Here is a 21,594-nt window from a genome sequence, read left to right as displayed (position 1 = left end):
TTATGATCTAATCTTAGCACCAGTTTTGGATTCAACAGCAGAAATAATAAGTTGATTAATTTTGTTTAAATCATCTTCGGTCAATGTTTTCTCTAAAGATTGAATAATTACATTTAATGCAATTGATTTTTTACCTTCAGGAATATTGGTTCCTTCATAAACATCGAATACTTTGACAGATTTTATTAATTCTTTGTCTACATTAGAGATCGTTTCGATTAATTCTTGAACTTTAAAATTTTTATCTAAAACAAAAGCAAAATCTCTTTCTGATTTTTGAAAATCTGAATATTTATACTGGGTTTTTTGATCCTTTAATGATTTTTTTGGCTGTTTTAAATTATCTAAAAATATTTCAAATCCTACTAATGCTTCAACTTTAATATCTAATTTTTTTAATATACCTGGGTGAATGTCGCCAAAAAAGGCAACCACTTTTTCTTTGCCTTTGTTAAGAAATATTCTTCCTGATTTTCCAGGGTGATAATAGCTTGGCGTTTCATCATCAATATAAAGCTTGTCTTTATTGTAACCTGCTTCAACTAAACTTTTGATGACATCACTCTTAACATCAAACACATCAACTGGCCTTTCTTTTTCCAACCAACTTTGCCTAGCCAATTTTCCTGATCTTAATCCAGTAGCTACTGTCTGTTGCTCACCTGGCTCAGATCCTAAAAAAGTTGGTCCTATTTCAAAAAATGACAAATCTTTAAATCCTCTTCCTAAATTCTTATTCAAATGGATAATCAAATTAGAAAAAATTGAACTTCGCAAAACGTTCAAATCAGAACTTATAGGATTAATTATTTTAATTTCTTTATTGTCTTCAATAAACAATTGATTAATTTTACTATCAGTAAAAGACCATGTAATAGCCTCAAAATAGCCCTTAGAAGCAATAGATCTTTGTAAAAAATGAAATAATTTTTGTTTTAAATTTAATGTTTGTTTTTTTCTAACTTTTTCAGGATCAATAATTTTAATTTGATCATAACCCTTAATTCTTACAAGTTCTTCTACTACATCAACTTCTTGTGAAATATCCGGTCTCCAAGATGGTATAACGATATCAAGTAATCCTTTGTTTTCTTTTATTTCAAATCCTAGATTATCTAAGATTGTAATCATTTTTTTTGTATCGATATTAAACCCAGTAATTTTTTCAAACAAAGAGGGATCAAATTTTAATGATTTTTTTTTAATATCTTCAATTTTTTGAATATCAAATTCACTAACCTCACCACCACATATTTCTTTTATTAGGTTAGCTGCTCTTTCAAGTCCTTGATCAATTGATAGTGGGTCAATACCTCTTTCAAATCTAAATTTTGCATCTGTCTCTATATTTAAGATTTTAGATGATTTTCTGATTGATCGTGGACTAAAGTAAGCAGACTCAATTAATACATTTTTTGTATCTAACTCAGTTCCAGTTCTTGTGCCTCCTATTATACCACCAAGACCTAATACACCTGACGCATCTGATATGACACACATCTCATCGTCTAATTTGTATTCTTTATTATCTAATGCCTTGAATGTTTCACCTTTTTTAGAATTTCTTACAATTATTGCTTTATCTATTTTATCAACATCGTATGCATGAAGTGGTCTATTCAAGTCAAACATTATATAATTTGTAATATCAACTATTGCCGAAATAGGTTTTTGACCTAAAGAAATTATTTTGTCTTTTAACCACTCTGGACTTTCTGTGTTTTTTACTCCTTTAATTAAACAACTACCAAATGATATACATGCTTGATTTTTTTCATTTTCAATTTTTACACTAATTGTTTGTTTATTTTTTTTATCAAGTTTTTTTTCTTTTTGATTTATTAATATTCCCACACCTGCTGCAGCTAAATCTCTTGCTATTCCTCTTACACCTAAACAATCTGCTCTATTTGGTGTAATGGAAATATCAATTACATTTAAAATTTTTTTTGGAAAATAATTTTCTCCTACTTTTTTATTATATTTTTCTGGCAAAAGCTCTGTTATACCACCACTTTCATTTGATAGATTAAGTTCAGATTCTGAACAAAGCATTCCATGTGAAGTTACACCTCTTATTTTACTTACCACCAATTTCATTTGGCTTTTGGGTACAATAGCACCAGGAGGAGCATAAATAGTTAATAAACCCTCTTTAGCATTTGGAGCTCCACAAACAACTTTTACTGGTTCACCTGAACCTATATCAACATCACATACTCTAAGCCTATCTGCATCAGGATGCTTTTCAGCCTTCAAAATTTTAGCAATTACAAATTCATCAAGCTCTCCTGATTGACTATCAACACCCTCTACTTCTAAACCAATATCTGTAAGTTTATCAATGATTTGATTTTCATTAAGCTTGGTATCTAAATGATCTTTAAGCCATGCTGTTGTAATCTTCATCGGCTTAAGCCCCTATAGTTTGTTGGGACATCTATTGGATCAAATCCAAAATGATTTAGCCATCTATAGTCACAATCAAAAAAGGCTCTTAAATCATTAATGCCATATTTTAACATTGCGAGCCTATCTATTCCTATTCCAAATGCATAACCTTGGAATTCATCAGGATTTACTTTAACATTTTTTAAAACATTGGGATGAACCATTCCACAGCCTAAAACTTCTAGCCATTTATCACCTTCCCCGATTACTATTTTTCCATCTTTTATTTCATAACCAATATCAACTTCTGCTGATGGCTCTGTAAATGGGAAGTGACTAGGTCTAAATCTCATTTTAATTTTATCAACTTCAAAAAACTCTTTAATAAAATAATTTAAGCATCCTTTTAAATGCCCCATATTAATTTTTTTATCAATATGTAGTCCCTCAACTTGATGAAACATTGGTGTATGGGTTTGATCGCTGTCAGATCTATATGTTCTGCCAGGTGCTATTATTTTAAAAGGTGGTTTATTATTAAGCATTGTTCTAATTTGAACTGGAGAAGTATGTGTTCTTAATAATAGTTCTTTTGCATCATCTAGATAAAAAGTATCATGCATGTCTCTTGCGGGATGGTTATCAGGCGTATTTAATGCAGTAAAATTATTATATTCATTTTCAACATCTGGTCCTTCTTCTACACTAAAACCTATTTCTGAAAAAATTGAAGAAATTTCATCTATGACTTGAGATACAGGGTGAATTTTTCCCTGAATAAAAGGTCTCTCTGGTAAAGTTATATCTATTTTTTCTTTTTCTAACTTTTTGTTAATTTCTTTTGTTTCAATATCGTTAATTTTTGTAGTAATTAAATCTTCAAGTTCATTTTTGACTAAGTTTAAATCTGATGCAAATTTTTTTCTTTCATCTTCTGCTAATTTTCCAAGCTGTTTAAATTGTGAGCTGATTAACCCAGTTTTACCAAATAGTTCTGTTTTAATTTGATTAACTTGATTTAAATCTAAATTTTTTTTTAACCTTAAAAGAAATTCATCTTTTATTTTTTTAATATCAGACATATTGAGAGATTATTTCTTCACCGAAGAAAAACAATAGTGAAGATTAATTTAGTGCTAATTGAGCTTTTTGAACGATCGTTTTAAAGGCTTCTGGGCTATCGTATGCTATTTCAGCTAGTATTTTTCTATCTAACTTAATTCCACATTTAGTTAAGCCATTAATAAATTTAGAATAAGTTAATCCTTCAGATCTAACACCTGCATTAATTCTTTGTATCCATAAAGATTTGAATTCTCTTTTTTTAGTTCTACGGTCTCTGTAAGCATATTGCATAGCTTTTTCCATGGCTTGCTTTGCAACTCTTATAGTATTTTTTCTTCTACCCCATTGACCTTTGACAGCTTTTAAAACTTTTTTATGTTTAGCGTGACTTGTTACGCCTCTTTTTACTCTAGCCATTTTATCCTCTTAAACTGTAAGGCATGTATGATTTAACTATTTTGCCATCTTGTTTTGACATAGCAGTCGTGCCTCTTAATTTTCTAATTTGTGAATTTGTTCTTTTTATCATGCCATGTCTCTTTCCAGCTTGAGCCATCATAACTTTCCCTGTAGCTGAGATCTTAAATCGTTTTTTTGCTGAACTTTTAGTTTTTAATTTTGGCATAATTCTGCGGACTTATACAAATATTGGAATAGATTTACAACCTCTATTAAGCCTTATAAAGGCTGAATAACCATGATCATTTGCTTCCCATCAAACTTTGGGTGTAATTCGACTTTGCCAATATCTTGCATATCAGCTTTTATTTTATCCATTAATTCTCTACCTAGGTGTGAGTGTTGTAGCTCTCTACCCTTAAATCGTATTGTAAATTTTACCTTGTCACCTTTTCCAATAAATTTTTTAGCATTTTTAACTTTAAAATCATAATCATGAGTTTCTGTAACTGGTCTCATTTTAATTTCTTTTAATAAAACAATTTTTTGTTTCTTTTTGGCAACATTTGCTTTTTTTTGAGCATCATATTTAAATTTACCCATATCAATAATTTTACATACAGGTGGTTTTGCGTTTGGAGCTATTTCAATTAAATCCAACCCTTGCTCTTTAGCCATTGATATGGCCTCATTAGTATTTAATATTCCTATGTTATCACCATCACTTCCAATTACCTGAACTTCTGGTGCGGTAATCCTATTATTGGACTTAGGTCCTCTGTCTTTGGTTCTTCTTTGAAAGTAATTTCCTTTAAAATCTGCCACTTAGTTTGAAGGTGCTTTATTTAAAGCTGAGAATTTTTTTAAAAATAAGTTTAATTCCATATTTTCTTGTTTGTTAGTATCTAATCTTCTAATCGTTACTGAGTTACTGTCAACTTCTTTTTTACCACAAATTAACAAAAGTGGTATTTTTGATAGTGAATGTTCTCTAATTTTATAATTCAAATTATGGTTTTTTAAATCCACTTCAGAGTTCATGCCAACATTATTAATTTTTTCATTTACTTCTTTTGCATAAGAATCAAACTCTTCTGAAATTGGAATTACAACAGCCTGCAATGGAGCTAACCAAAATGGAAATTTACCTGCATAGTTTTCTATAAGAATCCCAATAAATCTTTCTAACGATCCAAATAACGCCCTGTGAAGCATTACTGGAATTTTTTTAGTTCCATCTTTATCAACAAAAGAAGCATCTAGTCTTCCTGGTAAATTAAGATCTACCTGTAAAGTTCCACATTGCCAATCTCTACCAATCGCATCTCTTAAAACAAATTCAATTTTTGGACCATAGAATGCTCCCTCTCCTTTATTAATTGTGTATTCAAGCTTTGAAGCTTTAACTGCATCTAGCAAAGCTTTTTCAGCCTTATCCCAAACATTATCATCACCAACTCTTAAATCTGGTCTATCTGAATATTTTAATATTACATCTTCAAATCCAAGATCTTTATAGATATCTAAAATCAAATTTGTAACAATCAAACACTCTGATGTAATTTGATCTTCTGTGCAAAAAATATGAGCATCATCTTGAGTAAAGGCTCTAACTCTTAACAGTCCATGTAAGGCGCCTGAAGGCTCATACCTGTGCACTTTTCCAAATTCTGAAATTCTTAAAGGAAGATCTCGATAACTTTTTAAACCTTGATTAAAAACTTGTACGTGACCTGGACAATTCATTGGTTTGATTGCAAATATTTTATCATCTGGTGTTTGGGAGGTATACATGTGTTCTCCATATTTTTCCCAGTGGCCAGATTTTTCCCATAGAGATCTATCTAAAATTTCAGGAGTGTTTACTTCTTTATATCCAGCTTTTTCTTGTCTAACTCTCATGTATGCAACTAATTTTTGAAATAACTTCCAACCTTTTTCATGCCAAAATACTGATCCTGGACTTTCTTCCCTAAAATGAAATAAATCCATTTCTTTTCCAAGTTTTCTATGATCTCTTTTTTCTGCTTCTTCTATTCTTTTTAAATATTCATCTAAATCTTTTTGTGATGCCCAGCTTGTTCCATAAATTCTTTGCAACATTTCATTATTTGAGTCGCCTCTCCAATAAGCTCCTGATACTTTTGTTAATTTAAAGTATTTACCAATTTTTCCTGTTGAAGACAAATGAGGGCCTTTGCATAAATCATGCCAGTCTCCATGAAAATATATAGAAACATCCTCACCTTGTGGAATACTTTCAATAATTTCAGCCTTGTATATTTCTCCTTTATCTTTGAAATGAGATATAGCCTTATCTCTTTTCCAAACTACTCTTGAAGTTGGAACGTCTCTATCAACAATTTCTTTCATTTTATTTTCAATTTTATTTAAATCATCCTCTGAAAAAGGTTCTTTTCTTGAAAAATCATAATAAAATCCATTTTCTATAATTGGACCAATTGTAACTTGTGTTCCTGGAAAGAGTTCTTGAACAGCCATTGCAGTTATATGGGCCGTGTCATGACGGATAGTTTCTAAACCTTCTTTATCTTTTGAAGTAAAAATTTTAATTGAGCAGTCTTCATCTATAAGAAAACTTAAATCTTTAAGCTCTTCATTAACACTAATAATAGTTGCCTGCTTTGATAAAGATTTACTAATCTTTTCAGCAACCTCAAGTCCTGTTACTTTATTTGGAAATTCAATAGTGTTTCCATCTGGCAATGTTATTAATGGCATTTAATTCAATAATTTTTTGTATTCCGAATATGTAGAAAAACACATTTTTTCAACATTAAATTTTTTAATTGTATTTTTTCTACCCTCTATACCAATAGATTTCAATCTAGATTCATCTAATTGTAAGGCTTCTACTATTTTTTTACTCAAAGCTTCTGCATTGCCAGACTGAAATAAAAAACCCGTCACATTATCACTAATAGTTTCTTTGGATCCCCCAATATCACTTGCTATTATTGGTTTTTCCATTGATTGAGCTTCAACTGCTACTCTTCCAAAAGCCTCAGGTTCTACTGAGGCCGAAACAACAATGTCTGATATTTTGTAGGCTAATGGCATATCTTTACAATGTTCTATAAATTTTAACTGACTATTTAGCCTATGTTGCTCAGCCAATCTTTTAATTTTTTTTGTATAAATGTCTCTTCCTTGAGCGCTACCCAAAATAACAGCATTAAAAGAATCATATCCTAATTCTTTATTAACAAGATTTAATGCTTCAATAAATGTCTCCTGTCCTTTCCAGGCAGTTAAACGACCTGGCATTAGGATTATTTTTTTATTTTTATCAACTTCCCAATCTGAAATAAGTCTGCTTTCTTCACTGTCTAAGGTTGTTGATGAATCAAAATAATCAACATTAATACCCCTAAAAATTACTAAGAATCTTTTTTTTTAAATTTAAATATTTTGGATAATTTTGATTAATATGTGAAAAAATAAAGTTTGATCCTGCTATTATTAAATCTGATCTAACCATTACTGAATTATAAAATTTTTTAATTGAGTTTTTAAAATTATAAGTGCCATGAAAGGTTGTAACAAACTTTCTTCTTGTAATTTTTGTTGCAAACAAACAAGACCAAGCTGGAGCGCGACTTCTTGCATGAACAATAGATATATTATTTAGTAAAATAATAAAAATCAAAGCTATTGAATTAAAGAGCATTAAAAATGGATTTTTACTATGAACGGGAAGTTTTATTACTTTTACTTTTTTTTTATCAATAAATTTTAATAATTCTCCTCCACTAGTTACGATATAAGAGCTACAATTATTTTCTGGCAAATAGTGTGCAAGATCATAACAGCCTGTTTCTGCACCCCCGTATCCAAGCTTAGGAATTACTTGCAATACTTTTAATTCTGAAGACATTTGATAGAACTATATATTAAGAATTAATTCTAATAAACTCATATGAATAAATTTAAATACATTAGGGTCCTTAATAACAAGCAAATAAGATACTTAAGTAACGAATATAAAGATAATCTCTATATTGTTTTTTTACATGGTTTTATGTCAAGTATTGAAGGTGAAAAACCTCAGACTATATTAAAATTTGCTAAAAAAAATAAACTTGGCTTTCTTGCTCTCGAATATTCTGGTCATGGAAAGTCATCAGGAAAATTTACCAAGGGAAATATAACTCAATGGTCAAAAGAAGTTGAAACTGTAATTAAAAAAATAGTTAAAAAAAATAAATTTATCTTAGTTGGCTCGAGTATGGGTGCATGGCTCTCCTTAAATCAATTTAAATATTTTAAAGATCAAATTAAAGGTTTTTTAGGAATTGGTTCGGCTCCGGAGTTTTTACAAAACCTAATGTGGAAAAAGTTCTCAAAAAAAATGAAGAACGAAACTATAAAGAAAGGAATTTATAATTTAAAACATGGTAATTATGAGTATCCAGTCACCTATCAATTAATAAAAGACGGTAGAAAAAATAAAATCTTAAATAAAAAAATTAAATCTAGCATCAAAGTAACTATGATTCACGGAAGTAAAGATGAAGTTGTTCCAACAAGTTATTCCAGAAAAGTTCTTAGGCTATTTACTAAAGCTAATAAAAAATTAGTAATAATAAAAAATGGTGATCACAGTTTATCAAGCAAACAGGGCCTAAAGAGAATACTCTTAGAGCTAGATAAAATTACCTCTAATATAGTTTAGTCCCTCAATGTAGCTTGGAAATTTTAAATTATAGTTAAAATAACTTTTCATCTTTTTGTTGCTAACTTTTTTAGACTCATTATAAAAATTTTTCAACATCTCACTTTTAATTTGGTCAACTTCAATTTTTTCAATATTTTCAATATTTAACATTTTTGCTCCAAATAAAGTAACATCTTCAGATGTGGAAGGTTTATCATCAGATAAATTATATATTTCTCCTGACTTAAATTTTGATAAAGATTTAAATAATATGTTTGAAATATCATCCACATGAATTCTAGAAAAATAATGATTTTTTTTATTGATCAATTTCACATCTCCTGATTTTAGACGTATTAAAATATTTTTTTCATTAGAGTAAATTCCAGATAACCTAAATATCTGAATTGGTATTTTGTTATTTTTTTCTAAAGAAACCCATGCATTTTCAGCTTTTAATCTTGCAATACCATTAGTTGAGATTGGGTTTGTTTTACTATTTTCATTAACCCATTCTCCCTTATGATCCCCGTAAATACTAGTAGCCGATAAGTAGGTTATCCATTTTACTTTGGAGTTTTCTATTAATTTAGAAAAATTTTTTATAACTAGATCTTCTTGATTTTCTGGTGGTATAGAAACTAAAATATGATCTGCTTTTTTTAATTTTATAATTAAATTTTGATCAAATTTTTCACTATTAAATAGGTAGCTATTATAATTAATGCCATCAAATATTTTTTTTGAAGATTCACTTCTAGAAGTTGCTGATAAGTTAATATTATATTGCTCAATACTAAGCTTCTTTATAAAATTTTTTGCTACTTGACCAAAACCAAAACAAAAAATATTTATATCCTTCATTTTAACTAACTTCTTTTATAATAGACTTTAAACTTATTGGGTTTTTTAGCTTATTAATCATTTCTTTTGGACAAACTTGAATAAAATTAGAAATTTCCCTATCAAAATTTTCTATAACCTTTTTAGAAAAATCTGAGTTTGTCTCCTGATGATGCTCTTGAACTAAATTTTTTAAATAAGTTATCCAATAATCTGTTTCTGGTGTTTGCCATACTACAGTTTCTGGGTTTACTTTTTTGTCGAATTTCTTATTTATATCGTAAATAAATGCCATTCCACCAGTCATTCCAGCTCCAAAATTATCTCCAACATCGCCCAGAACTACAACAGTACCACCAGTCATATATTCACAAGCATTAGAATCGCAGCCTTCAATAACCGAAATTGATCCTGAATTTCTTACAGCATACCTTTCTCCAGCTTGGCCTGCTGCAAAAAGTTTTCCAGATGTTGCTCCATACAAAACTGTATTTCCTATTATGGTGTTCTCATGTGAAACTAAATTACTTTCATCTGGAAGTTTAACTACCACTGTTGCTCCTGATAAACCTTTGCCAACATAATCATTAGCGTCACCTTTTAAAATAAGTTTTAACCCTTTTATTCCAAATGCACCAAATGACTGTCCTGCTGACCCTTTAAACTTTAGAGATAAAAAACCATCTTCTAGTTTTTCAGATCCATATTTTTCATAAAGATGATTAGAAATTCTTGTACCAACCGTCCTATGGGTATTTTTAATAATATATTCTTTTTCAATAATTTTTACTTTTCCAATTTGTTCTTTAATTTCAGGTAAAATTTCTTGATCTAAAGTATCTGGAACAGAATTTATTTCTGGAACTGTACAGTACCTCGTATTCTCACCAGCATCTGTTTGAACAAATAAAGGATTTAGATCTAAATCGTCTAAGTTTGGTGAGGCTTTGCTTACCTGTCTTAATAAATCAGTCCTACCAATTATTTCATTCAATGATCTAAATCCTATTTGTGCTAAAATTTCTCTTACTTCCTCAGCTATGAATTTAAATAAGTTAACTACCTTTTCTGGCGTACCAGAAAATTTTTTTCTTAGTTTTTCATCTTGAGTACAAACTCCAACTGGACATGTATTTGAGTGACACTGTCTAACCATTATACATCCCATAGCTACTAAAGCTGTGGTTGCTACTCCATATTCTTCTGCTCCCATCATGGCTGCAATAACAACATCTCTTCCTGTTTTAATTCCTCCATCTGTTCTTAGAGTAACTTTATGTCTTAAATTATTTAAAGTTAAAACTTGATTGGCCTCAGTTAAACCCATCTCCCAAGGTATCCCAACATATTTAACACTTGTTTGCGGTGTAGCTCCTGTTCCTCCATTATGTCCGGAAATTAAAATTATATCTGCTTTTGCTTTAGCTACCCCAGCTGCAATTGTTCCTATACCAGATGATGCTACTAATTTTACACCAACTCTTGCTTTTGGATTTGCTTGTTTAAGATCATAAATTAATTGAGCTAAGTCCTCGATAGAATAGATATCGTGGTGAGGTGGTGGTGATATTAAGGTTACACCCGGTGTTGAATGTCTTAATTTAGCAATTTCTTCTGTAACTTTAAAACCTGGTAATTGACCTCCCTCACCAGGTTTTGCCCCTTGTGCGATTTTAATCTCTATTTCGTTACAGTTATTTAGATATTTAAGTGTTACTCCAAATCTAGCAGAAGCTATTTGCTTAACTCTAGAATTAGCACTGTCACCGTTTTCCATCTTAATAAATCTTTTTTCATCTTCACCACCTTCGCCACTACAAGAGGCTCCTTTAATTCTATTCATTCCTATGGCTAAAGTTTCATGTGCTTCTTTTGATAATGCACCGTGAGACATACTTCCACTTCCAAATCTTGTTAAAATATTTTCAATTGGCTCTACTTCTGAAATATCTAAAGATGGGTTTAAATTTCTATCTCTAAATCCAATCAAATCTCTAAGGTGTATAGGTGGAAGATTATAAATACCCTCTGCATATTTTTTATAAGCTTCAAAAGAATTTGATGAAACTGCACTTTGTAAAAGATGAATAAGCTTACCTTGATATTGATGTGTTTCACCATTCTTTCTATACCTGTAAATTCCCCCTATCGGTAAAACTGAATCAGTTCCTTCAAACGCTTCTTTGTGAATAGTTCTTAGTTTTTTTTCTATTCCATTTAAACCTATACCTGAAATTTTTGATAAAATTCCTGGAAAATACTCTGATGCTACTGTTCTGCTCAAACCAACTGTTTCAAAATTACATCCACCTCTATAAGAACTTATGACCGAAATTCCCATTTTAGACATTATTTTCAGAAGCCCATAATTTACTGATTGTATATATCTCTCTATGCATTCATCGTACTCAAACTTTCCAAATAATTTTTTTTCAAACCTTTGATATAAACTATCCAGTGCTAAATAAGGATTAACAGTAGTAGCCCCAACACCTATAAGTGTTGCAAATGAATGTGTGTCTAATGCTTCCCCAGTTTGAGCATTGATTGATGCATAACCTCTTAATTTTTTTTTTTATAAGATAAGTGTTTATTGCGCCAACACTTAATAGCATTGGAATGGGTAATCTTTTTTCAGAAATATTTTTATCACTTAAGATTAATTGAGTAAGGCCTTGTCTAACTGCAATTTCAGATTCTTTTCTAATTCTCTCAATAGAGGTTTCAAGATTTACACTTTTATCAAAAGTACAATCAATTGTTATTGATTTTTTACCAAAAAAATTAGTAAATTTTTCTAACTGAGAATTTGATAATATAGGGCTGTCTAAAACATATATGTTTTCCTCTGTTAAATTAGTAAAATCTAAAATATTTCCAAGATTACCAAAACGAGTTTTTAAACTCATAACCTTATTTTCTCTTAAAGAGTCAATTGGTGGATTTGTAACTTGGCTAAAATTTTGTCTAAAAAAATGGTAAAGCGGCCTATAACGGTCAGATAGTACTGCAAGTGGAGTGTCATCACCCATAGAACCAATGGCCTCTTTTGCGTCTTCAGCCATGGGATGAAGAATAAGCTCTAAATCTTCTAAACTGTAACCAAATGTATGTTGTCTTTTTTTTAGCTCATCACCTGAAAAAGTAGATTTTTCATTTTTTATTGGAAATTTTTTTTCTAAATCAATTATCTGATTATTAAAATGTTTAAACTCTTTTGCCAAATAATCTTTTATTTCAACATTAGAAAATACTTTACCTTTAGCTATTCTAACTCCAAGAATTTCTCCAGGTCCTAATCTACCTTTTTTAAGAATTTGCTTCTCATCAATTTCAACCATTCCTGTTTCTGATCCTGCACATAATATTTTGTCTTTTGAAATAGTATATCTCATTGGGCGTAACCCATTTCTATCAGCAGCTACAATGGCCCATTCATTATCGGTAGCTGCGATAGCAGCTGGTCCATCCCATGGCTCCATTGTACTATTTAAAAAATTAAATAATTGTTGATGATCTTTTGATAATGTTTGACTTTTTTTAGACCATGCATCTGGAATCAACATTAACTTTGCAAGAGGCGCTGATTGGCCGGAAATATTTAAAAGTTCAAAAACACTATCCAGTGCAGCAGAGTCAGAGGATCCTGGTTGTATAACTGGTTTTAAATTTTCCATATTATCAAATAATGGACTATGCATTTCTTGCTCATGAACTTTCATCCAGTTTGTATTTCCTTTGAATGTATTTATTTCTCCATTATGAGCTAGTGCCCTAAAAGGTTGTGCCAAATCCCAGCTTGGTGCAGTGTTTGTTGAAAACCTTTGATGAAATATTGCAAACCTAGATATAAATCTCTCATCTTTTAAATCTAAATAAAAATCTGCGATAGACTCTGCTAAAAACATTCCCTTATAAATAACTGACTTAGAACTTAGTGAACAAATATAAAAACCTTCTATCGCATCTTTAATAGCTTCTTTTTCAATTTTTCTTCGAGATTCATAAATTTTTCTTTCTAATTCTTTTTCTGTTAAATCTTTATTATTATGTTTGAATAATACTTGAGTAATTTCTGGTCTTGTAAGATTTGCTTTTTCACCTAAAACTTTTGAATTTACTGGAACTTGTCTCCATCCATAAATACTAAAATTACTTTTTGTTAATTCACTTTCAACTAAAGTTCTTGCATTTTCTTGTGCTTGATAATTATTTCTAGGTAAAAAAATCATACCTACACAAATTTCTGAACCATCATGATCGTGACCTGTGATTTCTATTTTTTCAGCGAAGAAATCTGAAGGAATTTCCAAATGGATTCCAGCTCCATCACCTGTTTTTCCATCAGCATCAACAGCTCCTCTATGCCAAACTGCTTTTAAAGCATTAATTCCATATTCAACTACTTTCCTTGACTTTTTACCCTCTGTAGAGGCAATTAACCCTACTCCACAAGCATCATGCTCCATTTCTTTTGAATAAACATGACCGTCTTCAAGAATTTTAAGATTTTTTTTATAATTTTTCATTAAGCAACCTTCTCTTTACTGAGTTCTTTACTCTCTAAAAAATTTTTTATTGATACTGCTACGTCTCTACCATCTTTTATAGCCCAGACAACTAAAGATGCGCCTCTAATAATGTCTCCTGCTGCAAAGACACCTGGTAAATTTGTCTCCATTGTATCAAAATTAGTTTTTAACGTTCCCCACTTAGTAACTTGTAGATCTTCAGAGCCAAATAGTTTTGGTAAATTTTCAGGATCAAAGCCAAGAGCCTTGATTACTATATCTGCTTTAATATTAAAGTGAGAATCATTCTGGATTTCTGGTTTACGTCTACCACTGTCATCAGGTTCACCAAGTTTAATTTTATCCACGATCAAACCTTCAACTTTATTTGTTCCAACAAATTCTTTAGGGCTAGATAACCATACAAACTCTACTCCCTCTTCCTCTGCATTAGCTACCTCTCTAGCAGATCCAGGCATATTTTCTTTGTCTCTTCTATAAAGGCATTTAACTGATTTTGCTTTTTGTCTGATTGAAGTCCTAACACAATCCATTGCAGTATCACCTCCTCCAATTACAACAATATTTTTTCCTTCAGCATTTAAGGTTCCATTATCAAATAACTCTACCTTATCTCCTAATCCTTTTTTATTTGAAGCTGTTAAAAATTCCATAGCTGGAAAAATATTTCCTAAATCTTTTCCTGGTAGATATATTTCTCGAGCTTTATAAACTCCAGTTGCAATTAAAAGAGAGTCATGTTTTTTTCTTAATTGCTCTAATGTAGCATCTTTTCCAACTTCAAAATTTTGAACAAATTTAATTCCACCCTCTTCTAATAATTTGGTTCTTCTTTCTACAACAAATTTTTCTAATTTAAAATTTGGGATCCCATAAATCATTAAACCACCAGCTCTATCATATCGATCATATACAGTAATCTGATAACCTAACTTACGTAACTGCTCTGCAGCAGCAAGACCAGCTGGACCAGCACCTATAATTCCAATACTTTGACTCTTTTCGTTTTTAACTTTTATTGGATTAACCCATCCTTGTTCCCAAGCATTATCAGTAATATATTTTTCAACTGAACCTATGGTTACAGTTCCATGTCCTGATTGTTCGATTACACAATTTCCTTCACACAATCTATCTTGTGGACATATTCTTCCACACACCTCTGGCATGTTGTTAGTGCTTTGAGATAATTCGTAAGCTTCTTTTAATCGTCCCTCTGCAGTTAATTTCAGCCAATCTGGAATATTATTACTTAATGGACAATGCACCTGACAAAAAGGAACTCCACATTGTGAGCATCTGCTAGATTGTTCGCCTGCCTTTTCATTAATAAACTCTTTATAAATTTCGTTAAAATCTTCTTTTCTGTTGCCAACTTCTCTTTTAGGTGGAGTTTGTTGACCTATTTTAACAAATTTAAGCATTTTTTCTGACATATATACCCTTTAATAAACTGAGCATATAACAAGGTTTTGTGTAATAAAAGACAAACAAGGTCAATATATATGACCTTAAGTTTACAATAAATACTGTTAATTCTTTGTATTTTAATTTTTGCATATCTAATATGTTCAAATGGAATTGTTTAAATCATCGAATATTTAAGCTACGAAGCTTTAAATGTTCTCAAATATTATTGAAATTATAATCCTATCACTAGTTCAAGGTATATCAGAATTTTTACCAATAAGTTCTTCGGCTCATTTAAACATTGTTGAAATAATCTTTGAGTTTAATTCTAACTCACTAATGATTGACGTTAGTCTCCATCTTGGCTCTTTACTAGCAATAATCTTTTATTTTAGAAGAGAGCTACTAGACCTTAGAAATAATCAAAAATTATTATCTTTATTAATTATTGGCTCTATACCAATTGTAATAGCTGGGTACATAATCAGCTCCACGGGCCTAATTAGTCTATTAGAAAATAATTTAAAGATAATTGCTTGGACGACATTAATTTTTGGAATTACTTTATATCTTGCAGACAAAAGTAAATTTGATAAAAAAATATCCTCCAACCTAAATTTTAAAACAATACTATATATAGGTTTGTTTCAAATACTTGCTTTAATACCAGGTGTGAGTAGGGCAGGAATTACAATAACAGCTGCAAGGCTTTTTAGATTTAATAGATTTGATTCAAGTAAAATTTCTTTTTTACTAGCTATACCTGCAATAGCTGGGGCGAGTGTACTGCAGTTAAAAAATGCTATAAGTCAAAGCTTTGAATTTAACTACCTTATACTAATATCGATTACTCTTTCTTTTTTATTTTCTTATTTTACAATTAAGTTTTTTCTAGACTACATAAACAAATTTTCTTTAAATGTTTTTGTAATTTATAGAATTATTATTTCTATAGTTTTATTTATAATAATATATAATTAATTTTTTTTTAATATTGGTGCTAATTGTGAAAATAAAACACCAAATAAAATAAATAAACATCCAAACAAATTATTTATATCTAAAATTTGATCTAATAGAATCCAGGCAGCAATTGTAGCAAAAACACCCTCTAAAGAAAAAATTATTGCTGATGGAGCAGGGGATATATTTTTTTGTGCATATATTTGCAAAACAAATGCAAGACCTCCAGATAAAACTCCAGCGTACAAAATTTGAAATTTTTCCTTAAGGATATTTGACCAAATAAAGTCTTCAAAAATTAACCCTATTATTAATGATAAAGAAGCAACAATTAAAGTTTGAATTGCACCAATTGTTAATGGAAGATTGTAGTTTTCTATAATTTTACCAGTAAAGATAATGTGTGTGCTCCAGAAAAAAGCACCCACTATTATAAGCGCATCACCAGTTCTAACCGTTGCACTATAAAAATTAGTTAGTAAATAACCTCCCATTACACAAAGAAGAACTGAAGGCCAAATACTCCAGTGAATTGGCTTTTTATAAATAAAAAAAATTATAAACGGAACCATTGGTACATAAAAAATAGTAAAGAAAGCAGCATTTGCAACATCTGTATAGAGTAAAGCCACTTGTTGAAGTGCTGATCCCAAGAATAAAGATAGGCCTATTAAGAAAGCTAAGTTGGTAAATTCTTTTTGATTTCTTCGGACTGATTTTGAGATATTTTTTCTTTCAAAAATAAAAGCTAAAGGGGCTACCACTAAAAAGCCTACAAAAAACCTAACCGCATTAAAAGTGAAAGGACCAATGTCGTCCATACCAGTATCTTGGGCGATAAAAGTTGTCCCCCATATGAATGTGCAAAGTAATGCACAAAATAATGATGAGGTTTTTGACATTAAAATCTATACAGCTAATTTATAAGCAAAATTTTTGCCTAAATTTTCTTTTAGATCATTATTAAATCTAGCTGCTTCAGCTCCATCAATTATTCTATGATCATATGATAATGAAAGCGGTAACATTGTTCTTGTTTCAAATTTTCCATTGAAAAAAATTTGTTTTTTTTGTGCTTTACCCACTCCTAGTATAGCAACTTCAGGATAATTTATTATTGGTGTAAAAAATGAACCTCCAATTCCTCCAAGGCTTGTAATGGTCATGGATCCTCCAAAGAATTCTTTCTTATCTATTTTTAAATTTCTACATTGGTCACTTACTGTTTTCAATTCATTGCTAATATATGAAATACTTTTATTGTCAGCATTTCTAATTTTTGGCACCATCAAACCATGAGGAGTATCAACTGCAATTCCAACATGAAAATAATTTTTCATTGTTATTTTTCCATTTTCAATATCATCTATTGATGAGTTGAAACTAGGAAACTTTTTTAAAGATGCAACTAAAGCTTTAACAATAAAAGCTAAGGGAGTAATTTTTTTTCTTTCACCTGTGTACATATCAGTAAGTGAAGTTCTAAAATCTTCCATTTCAGTTATATCTGCTTCATCATGATTTGTTACATGAGGTATTGTAGTCCAAGAATTAACTAAATACGTAGAGGCTAATTTTTTAACCCTAGGCATATCTTTAACTTTAATTTCTCCAAAATCAGAATGGGGAAATTCACTAACAATTTTTTTAGGTTGAACTTCAGTCTTATCTGGAGTTTTATTAATTCTAGAGGATATGAAATTTTTTACATCATCTTCCACAATTCTTCCTTGTCTTTCACTGCCAACTATTTCATTAATATTAATCCCAAGCTCTCGAGCAAATTTACGTACTTTTGGGCTTGCAGATGAAGCTTCTGAATTGTCTTTTTTTGTTAAATTTTGTGTTTGTGTAACTTTTACAATTTTTTCTTCTTGATTTTGATTTGTAACTGTTTTTGTTTCTTTAATAGTTTTTTGCTCTACACTATTTTCTTCTTCTCCAGGTTGCTCAACAGTTAATATTAAATCACCTTCAGAAACCCTATCTCCTACTTTAATTTTAACAGACTTAACCTTTCCATCAAAAGAAGCTGGTATTTCAACGCTAGATTTGTCACTCTCAATTGTAATAAGTGGATCATTTTTAGATACTGACTGACCATTTGAAACTAATACTTCAATTACCTCAACGTCTTTAAATTCGCCAATATTCGGGACTTTAATCTCTTTATCTGACATCTTATAGTTTTGTTGGCATTGGTTTGCTGCCATCAATATTATATTTCTTTATAGCCTCTTTAGCATATTTTGAGGCTATTAGTTGCTCTTTTGCTAACACACTCAGTCCATAAGCAACAATATGTTCTTTATCAACTTCAAAAAATTTTCTAAGGTTTTTTCTAGTGTCACTTCTTCCATAGCCATCTGTGCCTAAAGAATAAAAACTTTTATTAGTATAAGGTCTGATTTGATCAGAATTCATTCTCATATAATCTGAAGCTGCCAAGATTGGTCCTTCAGTTTTTCCTAAACACTGCTCTACAAATGAAACCTTTTGTTCTTTATCAGGATTTAAAAGATTATACCTCTCAACTTCCATACCATCTTTCCTCAACTCGTTAAAACTAGTGACACTCCAGATTTCACTATCTATCTGATATTCATTTTGAAGGATTTCTGCTGCGGCCATCATTTCTCTCAATATTGTGCCTGAACCTAAAAGTTGAATTTTAGTTTTTTTATATCTATTGAGCTCTTTAATCTTATACATTCCTTTAAGAATTCCTTCCTCACAATTCTTATCTTTTGGTATGCTTGGATGTGAATAGTTTTCATTCATGGTTGTGATATAATAAAAAACATTCTCATTTTTTTCATGCATTCTTCTCAAACCTTCTCTAAAAATAACAGCTAGCTCATAATGAAAAGTTGGATCGTATGTCACGCAATTTGGTATTGTTGACGCTATCAAGTGGCTGTGTCCATCCTGGTGTTGCAGTCCTTCACCAGCTAAAGTAGTTCTTCCAGCTGTTGCTCCAATTAAAAAACCTCTAGCCTGACTATCTCCAGCAGCCCATGCAAGATCCCCTATTCTTTGAAAACCAAACATTGAGTAAAAAATATAAATTGGAATCATTTCAATATCATGGTTTGTGTAAGCTGTTGCTGCTGCGATCCATGATGACATCGCTCCTGCTTCATTAATTCCTTCTTCTAATACTTGTCCGCTTTTATCTTCTCTATAAGAACTTAATTGTGCAGAATCTTCAGGTTCATATTTTTGACCTTCGTGCGCGTATATTCCTATTTTTTGAAAAAATCCTTCCATACCAAAAGTTCTTGCCTCATCAGGAATAATTGGAACTAACCTTGGCGAAACATTTTTGTCTCTTAGTAAATTTGTAAACATTCTAACTAATGCCATGGTTGTAGACATTTCTTTTTCACCTGTTGATACTTTCATAAAGTCAAAAATATCTTTTGCTGGTGCTTTAATTGGTTTTGCGTAAGTTGTTCTCTCTGGCAAAGAACCACCAAGATTCATTCTTCTTTCTTTAATATATTTAATTTCTGGAGATTTTTCGTCTGGCTTAAAATACTCTACATTTTTTACTTGATCGTCAGTCAAGGGTACATCAAAACGATCTCTGTAATATAGTAAATCATCTACGTCTAATTTTTTGGTTTGATGGGTAGTGTTTACACTTTCACCTGTTTTTCCCATACCATAACCCTTAATGGTTTTAGTAATTATAACCGTTGGGCTACCTTGGTTTTTTGACGCCTGATTATATGCTGCATAAACTTTATGAGGGTCATGACCACCTCTATTTAATCTCCAAATATCTTTATCAGATAGATTAGAAACTAACTCTTGTGTCTCTGGATATTTCCCAAAAAATTTTTCTCTAACATAAGCTCCATCTCTAGCTTTCATTGCTTGGTATTCACCATCAACAGTTTCATTCATAGCTTTAACTAAGTGACCTGTTTTATCATTAGCAATCAGTGAGTCCCAGTAAGAACCCCAAATTACTTTAATTACATTCCAACCAGCTCCTCTAAAACTTCCTTCTAGCTCTTGAATAATTTTTCCATTACCTCTGACGGGTCCATCTAATCTTTGAAGATTGCAGTTAACAACAAATATTAGGTTATCCAGTTTTTCCCTAGCTGCTAATCCTATTGCACCTAAAGATTCAGGTTCATCCATTTCTCCATCACCAAGAAATGCCCAAACTTTTCTGCCTTCATCTTTAATTAATCCTCTGTTAATTAAATATTTCATGTATCTCGCCTGATAAATTGCAAGCATAGGCCCTAGTCCCATTGATACAGTTGGAAACTGCCAAAACTTTGGCATCAACCAGGGGTGTGGATATGAAGAAAGTCCACCTGGTTTTACTTCTTGTCTAAAACTATCTAATTGTTTTTCATTTAATCTACCTTCTAGAAATGCTCTAGCATAAATACCTGGTGCACTATGACCTTGAAAATAAACTAAATCACCACCAAATTTATTATTCTTAGCTCTCCAAAAATGATTCATTCCTACATCATAAAGTGTTGCTGCTGATGCAAATGTACCAATGTGACCCCCTAATTCAGGGAATTTTTTATTTGCTCTAACAACCATGGCTGCTGCATTCCATCTAATTAAAGATCTAATTCTTCTCTCAATATTCTGATCACCATTAGACTTAGCTTCTGCCTCTGGTGGGATTGTATTTATGTAAGGTGTGTGCTGCGTATAAGGAATGTTTGCACCCTCTCTATATGCTTTGTTAATTAATTCTTTTATCAAAAAATGAGCTCTTTGATTTCCATCTTTTTCAACAACTGCAGATAAAGACTCTAGCCAATCTTGAGTTTCTAATGGATCAATATCATTTTCATTTGTAACCTGAATTATTGTTTGTTTTTTTTCCACAACTGGACTTTGTTTACTGGTTGCTTCCTTTTTTTCATTTTCCAAGACTGATTCTGCTTGCTGAATAATATTTTCTGTATCTCTAGGAATTAGCTTTTCTGAAGGGCTTTCTTTTGAAGACTCAATACTTAATAATAAATCCCCTTTAGAAACTTTATCACCCACTTTAATATTTACAGATTCTACCTTGCCGGTAACTGTTGATGGAATTTCAACACTAGATTTATCGCTCTCAATGGTAACAATAGGATCATTTAAGTTTATTTGATCTCCAGCTTTTACTAAAAGTTCAATAACCTCAACTTTTTCAAATTCACCAATGTCTGGAACAAGTAATTTTTCACTCATTATTTAGATCGATTTATACACCTAAAAAAAACTATATCTCATGTTATTTTAGCACATTAATAAGCCTTTTTATGTTAACCTATATTTTTATTG

15 protein-coding genes and 1 pseudogene are annotated in these 21,594 nt (G+C 30.8%); 2 read left to right on the top strand and 14 right to left on the bottom strand.

Annotation, left to right across the window (positions count from 1 at the left end):
* The 8 genes from pheT to ABXT52_RS00150 all read right to left on the bottom strand — a co-directional run bounded on the left by pheT (position 1) and on the right by ABXT52_RS00150 (position 7,753).
* Entirely contained in the window at positions 1-2,409 is a 2,409-nt protein-coding gene (gene pheT, locus ABXT52_RS00185; protein ID WP_415271908.1) for a phenylalanine--tRNA ligase subunit beta, read from the bottom strand.
* Positions 2,406-3,473, bottom strand: a complete 1,068-nt coding sequence (gene pheS, locus ABXT52_RS00180; RefSeq protein WP_415271907.1) for a phenylalanine--tRNA ligase subunit alpha — start codon at positions 3,471-3,473, stop codon at positions 2,406-2,408. Before pheS ends, pheT begins: the two co-directional genes overlap by 4 nt.
* A gap of 43 nt (positions 3,474-3,516) precedes the next feature.
* Complete coding sequence (gene rplT / locus ABXT52_RS00175; RefSeq protein WP_415271906.1) at positions 3,517-3,873, bottom strand: 50S ribosomal protein L20; 357 nt, start codon at positions 3,871-3,873, stop codon at positions 3,517-3,519.
* 1 nt (position 3,874) lies between these two features.
* The gene (gene rpmI / locus ABXT52_RS00170; protein ID WP_006997462.1) at positions 3,875-4,081 is read right to left on the bottom strand and encodes a 50S ribosomal protein L35; all 207 of its coding nucleotides are present in this window, start codon (positions 4,079-4,081) and stop codon (positions 3,875-3,877) included.
* 53 nt (positions 4,082-4,134) lie between these two features.
* Positions 4,135-4,680, bottom strand: a complete 546-nt coding sequence (gene infC, locus ABXT52_RS00165) for a translation initiation factor IF-3 (RefSeq protein WP_415271905.1) — start codon at positions 4,678-4,680, stop codon at positions 4,135-4,137.
* The gene (thrS, locus tag ABXT52_RS00160; RefSeq protein WP_415271904.1) at positions 4,681-6,597 is read right to left on the bottom strand and encodes a threonine--tRNA ligase; all 1,917 of its coding nucleotides are present in this window, start codon (positions 6,595-6,597) and stop codon (positions 4,681-4,683) included.
* Entirely contained in the window at positions 6,598-7,143 is a 546-nt protein-coding gene (locus ABXT52_RS00155; protein WP_415271903.1) for a glycosyltransferase, read from the bottom strand.
* Positions 7,144-7,246: 103 nt separating this feature from the next.
* On the bottom strand, positions 7,247-7,753 hold the full coding sequence (locus ABXT52_RS00150; protein ID WP_415271902.1) for a glycosyltransferase: 507 nt from the start codon (positions 7,751-7,753) through the stop codon (positions 7,247-7,249).
* Between the two features lie 42 nt (positions 7,754-7,795).
* Here ABXT52_RS00150 and ABXT52_RS00145 point away from each other — a divergent pair, with 42 nt between their 5' ends.
* Positions 7,796-8,551 carry an alpha/beta hydrolase gene (locus ABXT52_RS00145; RefSeq protein WP_415271901.1) on the top strand — a complete coding sequence of 252 codons (756 nt, stop codon included), beginning with the start codon at positions 7,796-7,798 and terminating at the stop codon, positions 8,549-8,551.
* Here ABXT52_RS00145 and ABXT52_RS00140 read toward each other — a convergent pair.
* From ABXT52_RS00140 to ABXT52_RS00130, 3 genes and pseudogenes are all read right to left on the bottom strand, one after another.
* Positions 8,522-9,397 (bottom strand): NAD-dependent epimerase/dehydratase family protein, encoded by an 876-nt coding sequence (locus tag ABXT52_RS00140; protein ID WP_415271900.1) that lies wholly within the window; start codon positions 9,395-9,397, stop codon positions 8,522-8,524. The genes ABXT52_RS00145 and ABXT52_RS00140 overlap by 30 nt on opposite strands.
* 1 nt (position 9,398) lies before the next feature.
* Positions 9,399-13,905 (bottom strand): annotated as a pseudogene (gene gltB, locus ABXT52_RS00135) (glutamate synthase large subunit).
* Positions 13,905-15,344 carry an NAD(P)-dependent oxidoreductase gene (locus ABXT52_RS00130; protein ID WP_415271899.1) on the bottom strand — a complete coding sequence of 480 codons (1,440 nt, stop codon included), beginning with the start codon at positions 15,342-15,344 and terminating at the stop codon, positions 13,905-13,907. The pseudogene gltB and the gene ABXT52_RS00130 overlap by 1 nt, the downstream one beginning before the upstream one ends.
* 184 nt (positions 15,345-15,528) lie before the next feature.
* Here ABXT52_RS00130 and ABXT52_RS00125 point away from each other — a divergent pair, with 184 nt between their 5' ends.
* Positions 15,529-16,299 (top strand): undecaprenyl-diphosphate phosphatase, encoded by a 771-nt coding sequence (locus tag ABXT52_RS00125; protein ID WP_415271898.1) that lies wholly within the window; start codon positions 15,529-15,531, stop codon positions 16,297-16,299.
* On the opposite strand, the gene ABXT52_RS00120 is transcribed toward ABXT52_RS00125, so the two are convergent.
* Genes ABXT52_RS00120 through aceE form a run of 3 tightly spaced genes read right to left on the bottom strand, consistent with a single transcriptional unit; the run spans position 16,296 to position 21,501 of the window.
* On the bottom strand, positions 16,296-17,183 hold the full coding sequence (locus tag ABXT52_RS00120) for a DMT family transporter (RefSeq protein WP_415271897.1): 888 nt from the start codon (positions 17,181-17,183) through the stop codon (positions 16,296-16,298). The two genes, ABXT52_RS00125 and ABXT52_RS00120, sit on opposite strands and share 4 nt — an antisense overlap.
* Positions 17,184-17,189: 6 nt before the next feature.
* Positions 17,190-18,461: a 2-oxo acid dehydrogenase subunit E2 gene (locus ABXT52_RS00115; protein ID WP_415272536.1), complete on the bottom strand. Its 1,272-nt coding sequence runs from the start codon at positions 18,459-18,461 to the stop codon at positions 17,190-17,192.
* A gap of 1 nt (position 18,462) precedes the next feature.
* On the bottom strand, positions 18,463-21,501 hold the full coding sequence (gene aceE, locus ABXT52_RS00110) for a pyruvate dehydrogenase (acetyl-transferring), homodimeric type (RefSeq protein WP_415271896.1): 3,039 nt from the start codon (positions 21,499-21,501) through the stop codon (positions 18,463-18,465).
* Positions 21,502-21,594: the final 93 nt, after the last annotated feature.

The organism is Candidatus Pelagibacter sp. Uisw_121 (assembly GCF_047722545.1).
Taxonomy (GTDB): Bacteria; Pseudomonadota; Alphaproteobacteria; order Pelagibacterales; family Pelagibacteraceae; genus Pelagibacter.
This window is presented reverse-complemented; position numbering and strand designations above follow the sequence as displayed.